Annotated in this window: 16 protein-coding genes and 1 pseudogene; 6 read left to right on the top strand and 11 right to left on the bottom strand. The window is 71.4% G+C overall.

The features are described 5' to 3' along the window. Nucleotides 1-33: 33 nt before the first annotated feature. Nucleotides 34-930 carry an AraC family transcriptional regulator gene (locus tag IE239_RS24670; protein WP_229878283.1) on the top strand — a complete coding sequence of 299 codons (897 nt, stop codon included), beginning with the start codon at nt 34-36 and terminating at the stop codon, nt 928-930. A gap of 262 nt (nt 931-1192) precedes the next feature. Beyond that, nucleotides 1193-2047: an LAETG motif-containing sortase-dependent surface protein gene (locus tag IE239_RS24675; protein WP_229878304.1), complete on the top strand. Its 855-nt coding sequence runs from the start codon at nt 1193-1195 to the stop codon at nt 2045-2047. Nucleotides 2048-2158: 111 nt separating this feature from the next. Here the strand turns inward: IE239_RS24675 and IE239_RS24680 are convergent, their stop codons facing one another. Together IE239_RS24680 and IE239_RS24685 are read right to left on the bottom strand one after the other, a co-directional pair. Next, the gene (locus tag IE239_RS24680; protein ID WP_190151572.1) at nt 2159-2431 is read right to left on the bottom strand and encodes a hypothetical protein; all 273 of its coding nucleotides are present in this window, start codon (nt 2429-2431) and stop codon (nt 2159-2161) included. A gap of 236 nt (nt 2432-2667) precedes the next feature. Further along, nucleotides 2668-3474 (bottom strand): hypothetical protein, encoded by an 807-nt coding sequence (locus tag IE239_RS24685; protein WP_190151573.1) that lies wholly within the window; start codon nt 3472-3474, stop codon nt 2668-2670. A gap of 169 nt (nt 3475-3643) precedes the next feature. Here IE239_RS24685 and IE239_RS24690 point away from each other — a divergent pair, with 169 nt between their 5' ends. Beyond that, nucleotides 3644-4612 (top strand): antibiotic biosynthesis monooxygenase, encoded by a 969-nt coding sequence (locus IE239_RS24690; RefSeq protein ID WP_229878284.1) that lies wholly within the window; start codon nt 3644-3646, stop codon nt 4610-4612. Between the two features lie 100 nt (nt 4613-4712). Here the strand turns inward: IE239_RS24690 and IE239_RS24695 are convergent, their stop codons facing one another. Beyond that, nucleotides 4713-5546, bottom strand: coding sequence for a transposase family protein (locus IE239_RS24695; protein ID WP_190151574.1), 834 nt, complete (start codon nt 5544-5546; stop codon nt 4713-4715). A 72-nt stretch (nt 5547-5618) separates the two neighbouring features. Beyond that, a complete protein-coding gene (locus IE239_RS24700; RefSeq protein WP_190151575.1) occupies nt 5619-6071 on the bottom strand; it encodes a hypothetical protein in 453 nt (150 codons plus the stop codon). A gap of 236 nt (nt 6072-6307) precedes the next feature. On the opposite strand from IE239_RS24700, the gene IE239_RS24705 reads away from it, so the two are divergent. Together IE239_RS24705 and IE239_RS24710 are read left to right on the top strand one after the other, a co-directional pair. Then, nucleotides 6308-6859, top strand: coding sequence for a DUF2975 domain-containing protein (locus IE239_RS24705; RefSeq protein WP_229878285.1), 552 nt, complete (start codon nt 6308-6310; stop codon nt 6857-6859). Next, a complete protein-coding gene (locus IE239_RS24710; RefSeq protein ID WP_190151577.1) occupies nt 6859-7092 on the top strand; it encodes a helix-turn-helix domain-containing protein in 234 nt (77 codons plus the stop codon). The genes IE239_RS24705 and IE239_RS24710 overlap by 1 nt, the downstream gene beginning before the upstream one ends. Nucleotides 7093-7290: 198 nt before the next feature. On the opposite strand, the pseudogene IE239_RS24715 reads toward IE239_RS24710, so the two are convergent. From IE239_RS24715 to IE239_RS24740, 6 genes and pseudogenes are all read right to left on the bottom strand, one after another. After that, nucleotides 7291-7470: pseudogene (locus IE239_RS24715) on the bottom strand (acyl-CoA carboxylase subunit epsilon); the annotation flags it as partial. Nucleotides 7471-7510: 40 nt separating this feature from the next. Next, nucleotides 7511-9025, bottom strand: coding sequence for an acyl-CoA carboxylase subunit beta (locus IE239_RS24720; RefSeq protein ID WP_229878301.1), 1515 nt, complete (start codon nt 9023-9025; stop codon nt 7511-7513). A 201-nt stretch (nt 9026-9226) separates the two neighbouring features. Then, on the bottom strand, nt 9227-10072 hold the full coding sequence (locus IE239_RS24725) for an alpha/beta fold hydrolase (protein ID WP_190151580.1): 846 nt from the start codon (nt 10070-10072) through the stop codon (nt 9227-9229). 13 nt (nt 10073-10085) lie between these two features. Next, nucleotides 10086-11057 (bottom strand): aldo/keto reductase, encoded by a 972-nt coding sequence (locus tag IE239_RS24730; RefSeq protein ID WP_190151581.1) that lies wholly within the window; start codon nt 11055-11057, stop codon nt 10086-10088. Beyond that, a complete protein-coding gene (locus IE239_RS24735; protein ID WP_190151582.1) occupies nt 11054-12286 on the bottom strand; it encodes a nucleotide disphospho-sugar-binding domain-containing protein in 1233 nt (410 codons plus the stop codon). Before IE239_RS24735 ends, IE239_RS24730 begins: the two co-directional genes overlap by 4 nt. Next, the gene (locus IE239_RS24740; RefSeq protein ID WP_190151583.1) at nt 12274-13599 is read right to left on the bottom strand and encodes a nucleotide disphospho-sugar-binding domain-containing protein; all 1326 of its coding nucleotides are present in this window, start codon (nt 13597-13599) and stop codon (nt 12274-12276) included. Before IE239_RS24740 ends, IE239_RS24735 begins: the two co-directional genes overlap by 13 nt. A gap of 176 nt (nt 13600-13775) precedes the next feature. Here IE239_RS24740 and IE239_RS24745 point away from each other — a divergent pair, with 176 nt between their 5' ends. Continuing rightward, nucleotides 13776-14936, top strand: coding sequence for a nucleotide disphospho-sugar-binding domain-containing protein (locus IE239_RS24745; RefSeq protein ID WP_190151584.1), 1161 nt, complete (start codon nt 13776-13778; stop codon nt 14934-14936). A gap of 86 nt (nt 14937-15022) precedes the next feature. On the opposite strand, the gene IE239_RS24750 is transcribed toward IE239_RS24745, so the two are convergent. Then, complete coding sequence (locus IE239_RS24750; RefSeq protein ID WP_190151585.1) at nt 15023-16051, bottom strand: ketoacyl-ACP synthase III family protein; 1029 nt, start codon at nt 16049-16051, stop codon at nt 15023-15025. Between the last annotated feature and the right edge of the window lie 6 nt (nt 16052-16057).

The following is a 16057-nucleotide window of genomic DNA, read 5'->3' on the forward strand; positions in this document are numbered from 1 at the left end:
GAATTCGCCCACTGCTGGTAGTTTTCCACCTTCGTGAGGTCCACAACGCTCTGGCTCGACGAGGCTCCCACGGTGGTCGCCGCCGGCATCGGCGTGCACGGCGTCTCCACCGCGCACGACGTCTTCCGGCTGCCCGGCCTGTGGCAGCTGCACCTTTACCACTACGAGGGCGCCCTGTCGCTCGGGCAGTCGGTCCACCCCATTCGCCCCGGCCACGTCAGCCTGGTGCCGCCGAACACGGAGGTGCACTTCCACTACCGGGGCAGATCGGAGCACTTCTACGTCCATCTGCGGCTGCACGAGGGCGGATCCGCGCGGGTGGTACCGGTGATGCAGGACGCCGCGGCCGAGAGCACGCGCCTGGCCGAGCTGCTCCGCCACGCCGTGACGGCCATGCCGACCTCCGCCCCGCGAGCAACCGCCGAGGTGTGGGCCGCGCTGTGGCGCATCGCCGAGCTGCCGAGCGGCGAGGGGGACGGGCGCGGCCACCCCTACGTGTCCGCCGCACAGGCCCATGTCGAGGAACACCTGGCCGGCCCGTTGCCGGTACCGGACATCGCTCGCGCCGTCGGGATCTCCCACACCCACCTGACCCGCCTGTTCCGCGCCGAGACCGGCCTCACGGTCGTGTCGTACATCCGGCGCCGGCGCCTGCACCGCGCCCGCCATCTCCTGTCGTCCTCCACCCTGTCCATCACCGCCGTCGCCGCGGCCGTGGGCATCGCCGATCTCCAGGCCTTCAACAAGGCCTGCCGCCGCGAGCTCGGCGCGAGCCCGCGTGAGATACGTGCGGCCGGGAGCCCGGGACACGACGCCGAGGACACGCCGGGGCTGCCGGAATTGCCGCAGCTGCCGGGGTTGCCGGGCGAGGGGGCGGCCGCCGACGGCGGGGGCAGGGCCCGGGGCGGCGATTCGCTGTCCAGGGCGTGAATAAACTCGCCGGGAATTGACGCCAGTTGCGGAAGCTGGCGACAATGCAGCTCACTTCGCTGCCCCTGCGGCAGACGGAGCGCTCGCCGTACGCGATCGCGTCTTCGTCGTCGCCGCCGGGCCGCTTCCGGTGAACCCCCCGCCTTTTCCTCACGTTGAATCACAGAGGCCCCCTTTGTCGCGTTCACAACACCTCAGGTCCCTGGCGCCCCTCGCTGCAAGCGCGTTCTTCGCGGCCGCCCTCCCCGTTCTCGGAGCGGGCGTGGCGCACGCCGGGACGGACGGCGACTGCCAGTCGGTCACGGTCCAGTACAGGATCGTCGGCGCCGACGGAAACGTCGTAGGCGCCGACTGGACCTCCCAGGGCGGCTTCCACTCCTGGGACACCGTGCCCGGCGCCGTCGAGGTGCGGCTCGCTCCTCACCAGAAGGTCAAGGAGGGCTGCACCTACCCGGTCTCGCTCGCCGAGTACACCACCGAGGGGCCCAACTGGTTCGTCTCGGGGCACCAGACGCTGATCGACAAAGCCACCGTCCGCCTGACCGCGGCGGACGTCGCCGGGAACGACGACGCCAAGCGCACCTGGCAGAAGCTCGTCGTCCAGCCGCCCACCTGCTACGGCCAGATCGACCTGTACGGCGACGACGTCAGCTACGACGGGAAGGAGGGGCAGGGACACGGCCCCGCCCCCTACCAGCCCGACAACATCGTCACCCCCTACCACCTCATAGCGGCGTGGAACGGCGGGGACAAGCCGTGCACTCCCGCAGCGCCGGAGTCGCCGTCCGAGCCGACCCCGTCCTCCCCGTCGACGCCCACCCAGCCGGCGGGTGAGGTGCCGCCGCCGAGCAGCTCGACGCCCCCGGAGACGCCGCAGCCCTCCACCACGCCTCCCACCACGTCGAAGGTCCCGCCGGCGCCTCCGGCCCCGTCGACGCCGGTGACGCCGCCGTCCGACTCTCCTGAGCCGTCGCCCAGCGGCAGCACGCCGCCGCTCGCCGAGACGGGCGCCTCCTCGTCGACCGGACTGATCGCGGCATGCGCGGCCGTGGTGCTCGCCCTGGGGGCCGGGGTCACCTACACCGCGGGCCGGGCGCGCCGCAGCCGGCAGGGCTGAGCCTCCTCCGGCAGCGTTCGCGACTCGCGACTCGCCGACGACAGGTGCCCGCTTCGCAGGAAGCGGGCACCCTCGCGTCCGCGACGACGGACTGCCGGCGCAGGACCCCGGCTAGTACTCGAACGGCGGTGGCACCACCAGTACCGTGACGAACGGCTGCCCCGCAGGCGGCGGCACCGCCTTCTTCTTGCCGCCGGGGTACGGGGCCGGTTCGTACTCCGGCCCGGTGGCGACATCACTGCTGCCGGTCAGGTGGACCAGCACGGTGGCCGGGTCCAGCACTTCGTAGCCGCGGGAACTGGGAAGTGAGCCGTCGGCGGATCCCTCCACGCCCACGTCCGTGACGATCGTCGCGCCCTGGCCGGCCTCGGTCGGCAGTGTCACCCGCGCAGCCGAGGAGTCCAGGCCGATGGGGCACCGCACTGTGTACGGAAAGGGGCTGCTGCCGGCCGGTACGGGCGGCTTCCCGCCACCGCCGGTCCACTGCGTCCAGTCGCCACCGGATTCCGCCGGAGAGCTGCCGCCGGGGGACGGAGAAGTGGCATCGGATCCGGCTGGAGAGGTGCCGGGAGCCGACGGCGGGGCGCCGCCCGTCCACTGCGTCCAGTCGCTCGAGGAAGTCATGGTTTACCGCCTTCCAGTTTCGCCACCCGCTCGTTGAGCTCCTTGATCTGCCCGTCGAGCGAATCCGTCTGCTGACTGCCCTGCTGGTACTTCTGCTGATACTGCTGCCAATCCGTGAGGGGCTGGCCGTCGGCCCCCGCGGCGCCCTGATGTGCCTGCACCTGCTGGTCGGCACCGACCCGCTGCTCACCGGTTGCGGCACCACTCGACTCCTGGTTCATGCCGCCACCAGCGCCGCCGCCACCGCCGGAGTCGTTCTCCCACTCGAAGCTCACGCGGAACTTGGTCGTCGCGCCGCCTCCGCCGCCACCCCCCAAGCCGCCCCCGGTCCCGTCCTCTCCCGGGTCGGGTTTCGTCTCGGTCCCGGACGTGCCCCTGTCGATGGCGGTGGAGCCGGGCCAGGTGCTCTCGTCGGCCTCGCGGCTCTGCCCGTCCCCCACCACAGTCGCCATCAGCGTCAGCGGTGCCTGGACCGTGGTGCCGTCGGCGGCCGTGGCGGTGAACCGGGCGGTCGTCGGGGCGCGCGTCGTACCCCGCACCTCCACAGCCATCGTCCGACGCTCGGACGGCGCGAGCGGCGTGCTTGGCTCCGGCCGCACTGTGTAGGCCTGCGACCCCAAGTCGCAGGCCACGACCGTGCCCTCGCGGGCGAGCAGGCTGGCACCCTCCGGCATGGTGAACGTCGACTGCCAGGACGTCAGTTCAAGCCCGCCTTTGTTGAGGAGGCCCAACTCCATGGTGTAGCCGTCAGGCCCGACGCCGGTTCGGCGAAGCGCCGCTGACGCCAGAGCTGTGTCACTCATCAGTTCTCCTTAGCGTCGAGCGTCAAGGGCTTCGATCGTCAGGCCGGTGGCAGGAATCGACCGGTGTCGAATGCCAGTGGCAGCACATCGGCCCGGAACGTCGCCGAGCCCCGCCTGGCAAAAAATGCAACTTTTGCCCTATTTGAACCTAATTGCTAGCGTAGGCCATGTGAAGACCACTGCAAGCCGTGGGCGCGAGAGTGCCACCGTGGTCCTTACACAGAAGGTGCGTGAGGGCCACGAGAGCGAATACCAGCGCTGGCAGGACAGACTGACCGCGCTGGCCAGGGAATTCCCCGGCTTCGAAGGCCAGGAGGTCTACCCGCCCAGCGAGGGCGCGAGGGCCGAATGGATCGTCACCTACCGGTTCGACCAGGCCGATCAGCTCACCGCCTGGCTCGACTCTCCTGAGCGGCAACAGATGTTGGAGCGTGGCCGCTCATTGTTCGAGGGACCGGAAACCCAGGAGGTGCTGGTCGGCGAGCCTCCGGTGCAGAAGGGCGTGACCGTGGTCGCCTCCCATCGCATCGCCCCCGACCGGGAGGGCGACTATCTGCTGTGGCAGCACAAGCTGGAAAAGGTCCAGGAGAAGTTCCCGGGATTCCAGGGGCTCGAACTCTTCAGGCCGGTGCCGGGGATCGAGGACAACTGGGTCGTCGTGTTCCGGTTCGACACCCGGGAACACCTCGACAACTGGCTCGGTTCCGAAGCGCGCAGGAAGCTCCTCGACGAGGGACGCGATGCGGTCGGCTCCTACGAGGTACGCCGGATCGGCTCGGCGTTCAGTGGCTGGTTCGCTTCTGAACGCGGCACCGAAGAGCGGGCTGTCCCACCCAACTGGAAGCAGGCCATGGCCGTCTTCCTTGCCATCTTCCCGGTCGTCGTCGTGCTGTCCCGGACACTGAACAGCCAACTCCTGGCCGCCGGACTTCCCATCTTCGGGATGTACTTCGTCAGCAACATCATCAGCGTCGCCATCCTGACCTGGGCCATGATGCCGCTGGTCAACCGTCTCTTTCGGTTCTGGCTGTCACCCGCGCCGACCGCCGGGGCACGTACCGACGTACTGGGCGCCGTGGTGATCGTAGTCAGCAGCCTGGTGCTTCTGACAGTGTCACTGCTCGTGTGGAATCACTGAGCCTCCGCCAACTTGAAGTCACAGGTCAAAGGGCTGGTGTGACCGGCCCTCGGGGTGCTCACGCTGGTCGTGGGCGGCTACCTGAGGAGCAGATCGTCTGTCAGCGGTTGACTTCAAGGTTCGTCAGGACGAGCAGGGCGCGCAGGAGGTGGGTGGCGCGGGCGGGGTCGGTGCGGAGCTTGGTGAGGATCCGCCAGTTTTTGAGGTGGGCGAAGCCGTGTTCGATCGGTGCCCGTCCGACGGCGAGGACGCGGTTGGCGGTCTTCTGACCGGGTGTGAGCTTGTGGGTGCGGCTGGCGTGGAAGCCGGTGACGATCACGGGGTCGAGTACGTCGTTGTCCAGGCCGCGGAATCCGAGGTCTGCCAGCGCCCCGAGACCGGCAGCGCGCAGGTGGGCCAGGACGTGATCCTGGCGGGCGGCGGTGATGTCGTGAGTGCGGCCGGGCCGGGCGGCGGATATCCAGATCAGGCGGCCCCGCTCGTCGGTTAGGGCGAGGAAGTGCAGGCCGTGATGATGGTGTTTGCCGGAGTAGTTGCGCCGGTCGGCCTTTCCAGTGCGGCGCTGGGTGGCGATGAGAGTGCCGTCGATCAGGACCACCTCCCCGCCCTGCCTGGCGACCTTCTTCAGAGCGCGGTCCAGGCGCGGCGCCCGAGCGGCGAGCAGGGCGATCAGCTCGTCGTGCCATCGGCGGACGGTGGACTCGGAGACGTTGTTGCCGCCGGCCATGTCGGCCAGGCGCTGGTCATGGCGCAGCACCGCCAGGACGATCACCGCGATCTTCCCCGGCGGCAGGATCCGCCACCTGGACCGTATCGACTTCAGGTGACGCCGCAGCAGTTCGGCGAGGTGGTTGACGGTCCGCGTGGACAGCGGCAGACGGCACTGGTAAACAAGCGGGCAGGTGTCCTCGGCGCGCTCTTTGGTATTCGTCACACAATTCCAACGGCCGCCGGGGGCACCCCGGTTACGCCCGCGCCGCACCGCTCTGGGCGGCGGGGCAGGACATCACAGGCGGGTGGTGAAGCGGCCGTCGGGCAGTTTGCGCAGCCAGCCGCGGTCGACCAGTCTGACAAGTTTCCCGCGCAGCGGTTCCAGCTTGGCCCGCACGTTGACGTCGATTCCCAGCGCGTCGCCGACCTGCCGGGCCATGACCGGTCCGGCGGCCTGCCCCACGGCGGTGAGAATGCGCTGGTAGTCCGGCGGAAGGGTGGTCTCCTCCACGCCTGACGTGCGGTGCGGGATCAGCAGCACCGCTCGTCCGCCCACCTGCCCGGGCGCCGGCGCGGCCGAGGCACGTTCGTCGGTGAGCTGCTCGCTCATCCGCTCAAGGACCCGTTCGGCGACGGCGAGTTCGTCCCGCTCGGCCCGCACCTCCGCCAACCGCTGGGCCAGCTCTTCTTCGAGTTCGTCCAGTTCCGCGCGCCGCGCGGTGATCCGCTCCAGCAGCTCGGGATCCATGCACCGGATCGTAGAAGTCTGCCCGGCCACGGCGAGCTGGAACCGGCTAAACGGTGGTGACGTCCAGCACCCAGGAGTGCGGGCAGAGACGGTGATCAGCTGACCTTCCAGCTCGCCGAGGCCTCGCCAGCGGCCACGGACTTGTCGAATATCGATATGCTCCTCTACTGTGGGCATATCGAAAATCGATGGGGAAGGCTGCGATGAACACGCGACTCATGAGGACTCTGGCCTCGGTGACCTCTGTACTGGCGGTGCTGTGCGGGCTCGCCTTCATCGGCAAGGGGGTCACGCACATACTCGACGACGGGGCCGTCTGCGTGCAGACGGACTTCTGGCGCAACGCCTCACTGGCGAACTCACTGCCGGTGGGCGCGGGCGTGAAGGCGTCCAGCAGTGCCACGCGCCTCTGCCAGGACAGTCCCTCCGTGGGGCAGCGCGCCGCCGACCTCGGAGGCGAACTGCCCTGGCTGCTGTTCGGCGCGCTCGCGCTGCTGCTCTTCTCCCGGCTACTCAAGGCCGTTATGGGGCAAGGACCGTTCACCGAGGCGGTGGCGCACCGGCTCTCTATTCTCGGCTGGTTCGTCACCGTGGGCACGCCACTGGCCGGCCTCGTCGTCGGCTGGTCGCAGTCCTGGCTCGTCGGGAGCATGGCGCCGATCGTGGGTTCTGGGCCGACGGTCTCCGGGCCGCTGGTGCTCGCTCTCGCCGGCCTCACCGCAGTGATCATGGGGAAGATCATGCGCGAGGGTGTGCGCATGCGGGAGGACCTCGAAGGGACCATCTGATGCCCGACGAGGAACCCCACGCGATCCGGATCCACCTCGACCGGCTCCTCGTCGAGCGCGGTATGACCCTTACCGAACTGTCCGCGCAGGTGGGCATCACCGTTGTCAACCTGTCCGTACTCAAGAACGGGCGAGCCAAGGCCATCCGCTTCTCGACCCTGTCGAGGATCTGCGAGGTCCTCCGGTGCCAGCCGGGAGACCTGATCACCCACGCCCCCACCGAGCAGACCTAAGTCGACCGCGCTGACAGACGATCTACTCCGCAGACTGCCGCCCACGACCAGCGTGAGCACCCCGACAGCCGGTCACACCAGCCCTTTGACCTGTGACTTCAAGTTGGCGGATGCTCACTGACCGGCTGTCGGGCAACCGGCCCCTCGAGCGGGGTGCGCGGAGCGGAGCGGCCCGGAGCCGGCGGACCCGCCCCGGTCGTGCCAGCTGTGCGCGGCCCAGAAACCGGGTTCGCGCTCGAGACGCCGCCAGAGCGCCCTGACCGGTCCCTCGTCGGGGACGGGCGGCGCGGCGGCGCGTACCAGCAGGGCCGCCGTGAGAGCGGCGACCTCCTCGGGTTCGGCATGCCCCTTCGTCACTCGGATCTCGGGGATGTCCACAGGCAGTTCTCCTCGGGCACGTCGTGGTGGGCGGTCGCGGTCACTGGGGCGGGTTGCCGTGCTTGCGCGAGGGCAGGTCCGCATGTTTCGCGCGCAGCGCGGCCAGCGCCCCGATGAGCACCGCGCGGGTCTCGGCCGGATCGATCACGTCGTCGACGAGACCGCGCTCCACCGCGTAGTACGGGTGCATCAGTTCGGAGGCGTACTCCTTGACCATGCGCACGCGCATGGCGGCGGGATCCTCCGCCTCCGCGATCCGGCGACGGAAGACGACGTTCGCGGCGCCCTCCGCGCCCATCACGGCGATCTCGTTCGTCGGCCAGGCATAGGTCACGTCCGCGCCGATGGACTGGCTGTCCATGACGATGTAGGCGCCGCCGTACGCCTTGCGCAGGACGACCGAGACCCTGGGGACGGTCGCGTTGCAGTACGCGTACAGCAGCTTCGCTCCGTGCCGGATGATGCCGCCGTGCTCCTGGGCGACTCCCGGGAGGAAGCCCGGCACGTCCAGCAGGGTCACGACCGGGATGTTGAAGGCATCGCAGAACTGGACGAACCGGGCGGCCTTCTCCGCGGCCTCGATGTCCAGCACCCCGGCCAGGGAACGCGGTTGGTTGGCCACGACGCCGACCGCACGACCGCCCAGCCGGGCCAGCGCGCAGATGATGTTGCGGGCCCAGCGCTCGTGCACCTCCAGGTACTCGCCGTCGTCCACGACCTCCTCGATGACACCGGCCATGTCGTAGGGGCGGTTGCCGTCGGACGGCACCAGGTCCAGGAGCGTCTCGCAGCGGCGGTCCACGGGATCGCGCGGAGCCACGGCCGGCGGGTTCTCGCGGTTGTTCTGCGGGAGCATCGACAGCAGATAGCGCACCTCGGCGAGGCAGGTCTCCTCGTCCTCGTACGCGAAGTGACACACCCCGGACGTCTCGGCGTGCACGTCGGCGCCGCCCAGCCCGTTCTGGGTGATCTCCTCGCCGGTCACCGCCTTCACCACGTCCGGGCCGGTGATGAACATCTGGGAGGTCTCCCGCACCATGAACACGAAGTCCGTCAGGGCCGGCGAGTACGCCGCGCCGCCGGCGCACGGGCCCAGCATCACCGAGATCTGCGGTATCACCCCCGACGCCTTCGTGTTGCGCCGGAAGATGCCGCCGTATCCCGCCAGCGCGCTGACGCCCTCCTGGATGCGGGCGCCGGCACCGTCGTTGAGCGACACCAGCGGTGCGCCGGCCGCGACGGCCATGTCCATGATCTTGTGGATCTTCGACGCGTGGGCCTCGCCCAGCGCACCGCCGAAGATGCGGAAGTCGTGCGCGTAGACGAAGACGGTCCGGCCGAACACCGTGCCCCAACCGGTGATCACCCCGTCCGTGTGGGGTCTGCGCGTCTCCAGACCGAAGCCGACCGCGCGGTGCCGCCGCAGCTGGCCGATCTCCTGGAAACTCCCCTCGTCCAGCAGCAGTTCGAGGCGCTCCCGGACCGTCAGCTTGCCCTTGGCGTGCTGCGCCCGGGTGGCCCTCCCGCTCGGCCCGGCCACGGCCTGCGCCCGCATGCCGTGCAGTTCGGCCACCCGGCCGCGTGCGTCGGTGGGCAGACCCGACCGGACGTCCTCGACAACAGGCCGTGTCACGTTCTCCTCCTTCGTCGAAGAGCTGAGTTGAGAGGTGAGTTGAGAGGTGAGTTGCAGACGTGCGGCGAAGAGGTGGGTTGTAGAGGTGAGTTGAAGACGTGCGGCGAGAGAGGTTCCCCGGTCTCAGCCCAGGACGTCCTCGGCGAAGTCCGCCACGACGCGCGCGACGTCCCCGGGTGCCCGGAAGTTCGCCATGTGCCCCTGTCCGGGCATGATCGTCATGCGGTGGACGCGTGGCAGAACCCTCGCCAGCGCGTCGAGCCGGGCACGCAGATGGGCGGGGCTGCGCTCACCGCCGAGCAGCAGCACCGGGACGTCGAGCGAGGCGTAGCGGTCGAGGCCCACGCCCAGCGCCTCGATGGCCTCGTCGTCGCGGATCTGCGCCTCCGCCTGGTTGCCGAGCATCACCCGCATGGGCGGGAGCGCCCGCATGAGCAGGACCGAGCGCCGGGACATCCCGACGATCCGCCGCAGATGCGTGGCCATCGCCTGCTCCGGTCTGCCCTGGTCGAGTTGGGCCCTTGCCAGGCGCAGCGCCTCACCGCCGAGCGGACGGTCGACCGCCACCGGCGGCTCGTACAGCAGCAGCCCGGCGCAGGTCCGCGGTGCCGCCAGCGCGGTTTCCAGCGCGACCACGGCGCCGGACGAGTGGCCCACGAGGAGCACCGGTTCGCCGGCCGTCGCGGCGAGGGCCCGGACGTCCTCGGTCTCCGCCGCGATCGAGTGCGGGGACACGCCCTCGTCGCTCACCCCGTAACCGCGCCGCTCCAGGCACAGCACCCGGTGCCGCTCGGCGAGGCGGTCCGCCACGAACTCCCACGTGGCCGCGGTGCTCGCACCGCCGTGGACGATCAGGATCGCCGTCCCCTTCCCGCGGTCCGTCGCCACGAGGCGTGTGCCGTCGGCGGACCGGAGTTCGACGCGTCGCGCCGGTGCTGTCTGCGAGCCGTCCATATATGCCTGGTCCACTTCTGTCGCGTGCCTACCGGCGCACCGGATGCCGGCTTCCCGATATCAGTGTGGGTGACAACAGTGCCGTGAGCCGGTCGGTTTGCCCGTCCGTGAGACGGACGTCGGCGGCCGCCGCGTTGTCCGCGAGATGACGCAGACTGCGGGTGCCGGGGATGGGGACGATCCAGGGGCCTCGTGACAGCAGCCAGGCCAGTGCGCCTTGGGCGAGGGGCATTCCCAGGCCGGCCAGCTCCTCCTCGGCCCGGGCGACGAGGCGCCGGTTGGCGCGGAAGTTCTCGCCCTGGAAGCGCGGATGGTTGCGGCGGTGGTCGTCCGGGCCGAGATCCCCGGGGTCGACGAGCCGTCCCGTCAGGAACCCCTTGCCGAGCGGGGTGTGCGCGGCGAAGCCGATGCCCGCTGCCGTGGCGGCCGGGAGCGCGTCCTGTTCGACGTGCCGTTCCCACACCGAGTACTCGCTCTCCAGCACCGTGACCGGATGGGCGGCGTGGGCCCGGCGCAGGTCGTCGGCCGGGGCTTCGGACAGGCCCACGTGGCGGATCTTCCCCTCGGCCACGAGTTCTCCGAGGGCGCCGACGCTCTCCTCCACCGGTACCCGCGGGTCGACGCGGCCCAGGTAGTAGACGTCGATGTGATCGGTGTCCAGCCGTCGCAGCGAGGCCTCGCAGGCCCGCTTCAGCTGGTGAGGGCGTCCGTCGACGACGGTGGGCGGCCCGCCCGGGGCCCGCGGGCGCAGTCCGGTACGGGTGGCGATGACGGCCTCGTCGCGCCGTCCGGCCAGGGCCCGGCCCACGAGCTCCTCGTTCGTGCCGCCGGCGTAGAAGTCGGCCGTGTCGAACAGGGTGACGCCGAGATCGAGTGCGCCGCGGACGGTGTTCTCGCACTCGGCGCGGTCCACCGGGCCGTACCCGCCGGTCAGTGCGAGGCAGCCGAGTCCGACGGCCGAGACCCGCGGACCGCGCTCGCCGAGCGTGCGGTATCTCATCGCACGAGCTCCTCGACGCGCGTCACCACGTCCGCGGGCGACGGCTGCGAGGCGATCCCGGACCGCAGCCGGGCGGCGTCCTCGCGGAAGGACGGTTTCTCCAGCAGCGCGGCGACCTCCGCACCGATCTCGCGCGTTCCCTCCGGGGCCTCCTCGAGCAGCAGGTGCCGTCCGGCGCCGGTGGCCGCGATCCGGGCGGCCATCGCCGCGTTGTGCGGATGGTTGGTGATCATCAACTGCGGGACGCCCAGCGCGGCGGCGGCCATGGTCGTGCCCGGGCCGGCGTGGTGCACGACGGCCGCGCAGGACGGCAGCACGGCGTTCATCGGGACTCCGACCGCGACCCGGACCCCGGCGGGCTGTTCGCCCAGCAGGTCGCGCAGCGTCTCGCTCAGGACGAGGACCAGCTCGACGTCCAGACCGAGGACGGCGTCGATGGTGCGCCGGATGAAGCCGACCAGTGCGGGGCCCTCCCATTCGGCGGTGGTGTGCCCCCAGGTCATGCAGACGCGGCGCTTCGCGGGCGGTTCGCCCAGCCAGCCGGGGAGTTCACCGGGGCCGTTGTAGGGCACGTACCGCATGGCAAGCACGCGCGCGTCCGGCGCCCAGGGGTACTGGACCCCGGGCGGACTCGGGTCGAGCCAGGCGGTCGGTTCGGTGCGCGGCGCGACACCGAACCGTTCGAAGAGCGGCGGGAACTCGGGGACGAGGTCCTTGCCATAGCTCGTGTCCACCCTCAACTGCCCCGGATAGCCGAGCAGATAGCGCACGTTGGGCAGTCCGAGCGCCTCGGCCGCCACCGGGCCTGCGAACTGGGTGCCGTCGTGGACGACGACGTCGGCCCGCCAGTCCCGTGCGAGGGACACGAGGTCGTCCAGCTGGGCGTCGGCCATCAGCGAGGCGAACAGGCCGATCTTGCGGAAGTAGTCGCGCTGCTGCTCGCTGAGGCGTTCGGGGTGTGCGGGCCAGTCCCGGGGCCAGGCCTGCCGGGGGCGTTCCGCGCGGCGCGATCCCCTGGGCGGGGTGAAGTCGACGCCCGCGCGGCGGAAGGCCTCGGCGGGGTCGGGCCCGACGGGCGCAGCCGGCAGTCCCGTGCGGGTGACCACGTCCGTCAGGGACGGCATGGCGGCCACCCGCACCTCGTGTCCCGCGAGCACACAGGCCCAGGCGAACGGGACGATCGGGTAGTAGTGCGGCACCCAGGGAAACGGTGTGATCAGGACGCGCATGGCAGAACCCCTTCGCTGCGGTGCTCCTCGGGCCGGACCCGGCGGGCCAGGGCCTCGGCCACCGCCGCGGGCGACGGCAGCCCGGCGATCTCGTCACGCAGCCGTGTCGCGGCGGCGCGGTGGGCGGGCTCGGTGAGCAGTGCCGAGACGTGCCCCCTGATCTCCGCCGTGCCCGCGGCTCCCCCGGATATCTCGTCGACCCGCAGATGGCGTCCGGCGCCGGTGCCCGCGACCCGGAACCCGGGAAGGGCGTAGTGCGGCGGCGTGGTGACGGCCAGTTGGGGGACGCCCAGCGCGGACGCGGTCATGGTGGTTCCGGCGCCGCCGTGGTGGACGATGGCCGCGCAGGAGGGCAGGACGAGCGCGAGCGGCGTGGACAGCACGGTGCGCACGCCGTCGGGGAGTTCGCCGAGCAGCTCTCCGAGTTTCGGATCGATCACGAGCACGGGTTCCACGTCCAGGCCGAGCAGCGCGTCGAGGGTCTGCCGGAAGAGCGTGAGCATCCGGGTGCCGGACAGCTCCGCCTCGGTGAATCCCCAGCTGACGCAGACGCGCGGGCGCGCCGGGGTCTCCCGGAGCCAGTCGGGCGCCACCCCCGCGCCGTTGTACGGGACGAAGCGCATGGCGAGGACGTCGGCCCCCGGCGGGTAGGCGTACTGGACGCTCGGCGGGCAGGGGTCGATCCAGACGTCCGGCTCGATGCGCGGGGTGAGGCCACGCTTCGTGAACAGCCGCTCGTACGCGGGGACGGGGGCGGCGCCGTACGCCGTGTCCACCCGGAGCATGCCCGGCGTGCCCAGCAGATAGCGGGCGGTCGGCACGCCGGTCAGCGCGGCGGCGACCGGCGCGGCGAACTGGGTGCCGTCGTGGACGAGGACGTCGGGCCGCCAGCCCCGGACGACGGCGGCGAGGTCCTCGATCTGGGAGTCGCCGATCACCGACGCGAACAGCCCGATGCGGCCGACCGCCTCGCGCTGGGCGTCGCTGAGGCGCTCCGGGTGGGCGGGCCAGTCCTGCGGCCAGGGGCTCAGCGTGTCCTGGGCGGCCTTCTCGCGCTCGCTGCCCCGGTGCGCGCCGCGCCGGGGCTGCGGGGGCTTGTGCCGGGGGTCGATGCCCGCGCGCTCGAACGCCTCCGCCGGGCCTCCGGCAGGTCCGACCGGCACCGCCGTCAGACCCGATTCGAGGACGGCCGGTGTCATGGTCGGCATGGCGGCCACCCGCACTTCGTGCCCGGCCAGCCGGCAGGCCCAGCCGAACGGCACGATGGCCAGATAGTGGGACGTCCATGGGAACGTGGTGATGAGAACGCGCATCCGCCTCGCCTTACGCCGCGGTCCGATCGGTCCGGCCGAGCGTGTGCGGCGGTGCTCGACGTCGGATCGAGCACCGGTGGACACCGGGCCACGGGACGCGCGGCGGCAGTCGGGCCGGGACGGGTCCTGGGCCGGGCTTTGAGCGAGACTCCAGGGACCGTGGCTTCAATCGCGGCATGAGAATCCTAGTGACGGCCTCCTGTTCGGAAGGGCTCGTGCTGCCGCTCGTCCCGATCTCGTGGGCGCTCAGGTCGGCGGGCCACGAGGTGCTCGTGACCGCGCCGGCGAACATGGCCGGCGTCATCACCGACGCGGGACTCGCGTTCGCGGAGTGCCATCCCCCGGTGGAGATGCCCGAAGTTCTCTCGTACGACCGCGCGGGCCACCCGGTGCCCATGCCGCGCGGCGAGGAGAACCTCCTGCCGCACATCGGCCGGGGCTACGCCCGGCTGGCCGTGCGACTCCTCGACGGCGTCCGGACGCTCGCCGAGCGGTGGCGCCCCGACCTCATCGTCACCGAGACCTACGGCTTCGTGGGACCGCTGGTCGCGGCGGGCCTGTCGGTCCCCTGGATCGAGCAGGGCATGCGGCTCAGTTCGCCGCCGTCCATCACCCGTGCGGGCGTCGAGGAACTGCGTCCGGAACTGCGGGCGTCGGGCCGCACGGACCTGCCGCCCGCGATGCTGGCCCTGGACCTGTGCCCGGCCGGACTGCGGCCGCAGGACCGGCCCGGTTCCCTGCGCATGCGGTTCGTGCCCTACAACGGACGCATGGAGAACCTCCCCGACTGGGTGCTGGAGAAGCGGGAACGGCCACGGGTGTGCCTGACGTTCGGGACCCGGGTGCCGCTCAACCGGTCGCCGATCCGGGGCGGTTTCTCCCTGCTGGAGGAGCTGATGCGCCGCCTCCCGGAGATCGGCGCGGAGGTCGTGGTGGGGGCCTCGGACGCGGTCGTGCGCGATCTGGGCGCGCTGCCCGCGGGGGTGCGGGCCGCGGGCCATCTGCCGATGGGGCAGATCCTCCCCTCATGCGATCTGATCGTGCACCACGGCGGCGTCGGCACCACCCTCTCGGCGCTCACCGCGGGCGTGCCGCAGGTGGCGGTCCCGGTGATCGCCGAGGTCTGGGAGTCGGCTCGGCTGCTCGCGGCTGCCGGGGCCGCCCGCCAGGTGCCCTTCGCCGAGGCGAGCGCCGACTCGGTGGTCCAGGCCGCCGCGACCGTGCTCAAGGACCCCTCGTACGCCGAGCGGGCCGAGCAGTTGCGGGCGGAGATCGCGGAACTGCCCAGTCCGGCCGAGGCGGTGCGCACGATCGAACGTCTGGTCGCGGCCGGCTGAGCGGGGAACAGGGAGAGGGGCGCAACGGTTCCCGGCCGTTGCGCCCCTTCTTCGTGCGCGCCGTGGTGCGACGGCGCCCCGCGGTGTCACAGCGCCCAGGAAGGCTCCGTCACGACGTCGGCGACGACGCAGGTCCAGGTGAAGCCGCCGCCCATGCTCACCAGGAGCAACTGATCGCCCGCCGCCAGCTGCCCGGACTCGGCGAGATAGGCCAGGCCCGCGAACTGGTCGGCGGCGCCCAGGTGCCCCACCTGGGCGCCGAACTCCCAGGTGGTTCTCTCCGGCTCGATCCCGAGCGGTTCCAGGCACTGCCTGCGCAGCAGTTCCCGGCCGAAGTGGGGCACCACGCAGTGCTTCACCGCGGCCGGCTCCGCTCCGGCCTCCGCCAGGGCCCGCCCGGCCGCCGTCCGCAGCCCGGCGGTGATCCTGCGCTCCGTCTCCCCGAAGTCCATGAGCAGCGACGAGTCGAGCGTGCGGGCGCGGAAGTCGACGGGGTCCTGGGTCGCGGCGGCGGTGAAGGGCAGCGTGCCCCGGTGGAGCACTTCGAGCTCCGTGTCGCAGACGGTGACGGCGGAGCGCACGCGCGCGAACCCGCCGGAGCGTGAGAGCACGGCCGCGCTCGCCCCGTCCCCGAAGACCAGCCCCCACTGGGACCGCCAGCGGTCCCAGGCCGGCGGGGCGAACCGGTCGGCCGCGGTGATGACCGCGGCGTTCCGGCCGGGCGCCCCGGACAGATAGGCGGCGGCCAGTTCGACGCTGCCCAGGGCCCCGTTCGACAGCTGACGGATCTCGAAGGACACGCCGCCGCCGTCCAGAAGCCGCCGTTGCAGATAAGCGGCCGCGTTCCAGCCGTCCAGGCCGTTGTGGCAGGTCACCGCGTGCAGCAGCAGAGCGACGTCGGCAGGGTCGTGGCCGGCTCGTCGCAGGGCCTCCCGGCCGGCCCGTACCGCCATGTCCGGCTGGGAGTCGTCGGGGCCCGCGACGGTCACGGACCGCTGGCCGCTGTCGCGCTGTTCCTCGACGTCGTAGTCGCCGGCGGCGACGGCCTCCTCGACGTCGACCGCCTTCGGCAGGAAGGAGCCGACCCCGGCGATGAAGAGATCCTCGTAGCGCATGTCCGT

This window comes from Streptomyces humidus (assembly GCF_014649655.1).
Lineage (GTDB): Bacteria > Actinomycetota > Actinomycetes > Streptomycetales > Streptomycetaceae > Streptomyces > Streptomyces humidus.

Excerpts from the sequence above, each read along its gene's own strand:
- IE239_RS24685 (WP_190151573.1), bottom strand. The coding sequence starts at position 3,474 with ATGAGTGACACAGCTCTGGCGTCAGCGGCGCTTCGCCGAACCGGCGTC.
- IE239_RS24700 (WP_190151575.1), bottom strand. The coding sequence starts at position 6,071 with ATGGATCCCGAGCTGCTGGAGCGGATCACCGCGCGGCGCGCGGAACTG.
- IE239_RS24710 (WP_190151577.1), top strand. The coding sequence starts at position 6,859 with ATGCCCGACGAGGAACCCCACGCGATCCGGATCCACCTCGACCGGCTC.
- IE239_RS24720 (WP_229878301.1), bottom strand. The coding sequence starts at position 9,025 with ATGCGGGCGCAGGCCGTGGCCGGGCCGAGCGGGAGGGCCACCCGGGCG.
- IE239_RS24730 (WP_190151581.1), bottom strand. The coding sequence starts at position 11,057 with ATGAGATACCGCACGCTCGGCGAGCGCGGTCCGCGGGTCTCGGCCGTC.
- IE239_RS24735 (WP_190151582.1), bottom strand. The coding sequence starts at position 12,286 with ATGCGCGTCCTGATCACACCGTTTCCCTGGGTGCCGCACTACTACCCG.
- IE239_RS24740 (WP_190151583.1), bottom strand. The coding sequence starts at position 13,599 with ATGCGCGTTCTCATCACCACGTTCCCATGGACGTCCCACTATCTGGCC.
- IE239_RS24745 (WP_190151584.1), top strand. The coding sequence starts at position 13,776 with ATGAGAATCCTAGTGACGGCCTCCTGTTCGGAAGGGCTCGTGCTGCCG.
- IE239_RS24750 (WP_190151585.1), bottom strand. The coding sequence starts at position 16,051 with ATGCGCTACGAGGATCTCTTCATCGCCGGGGTCGGCTCCTTCCTGCCG.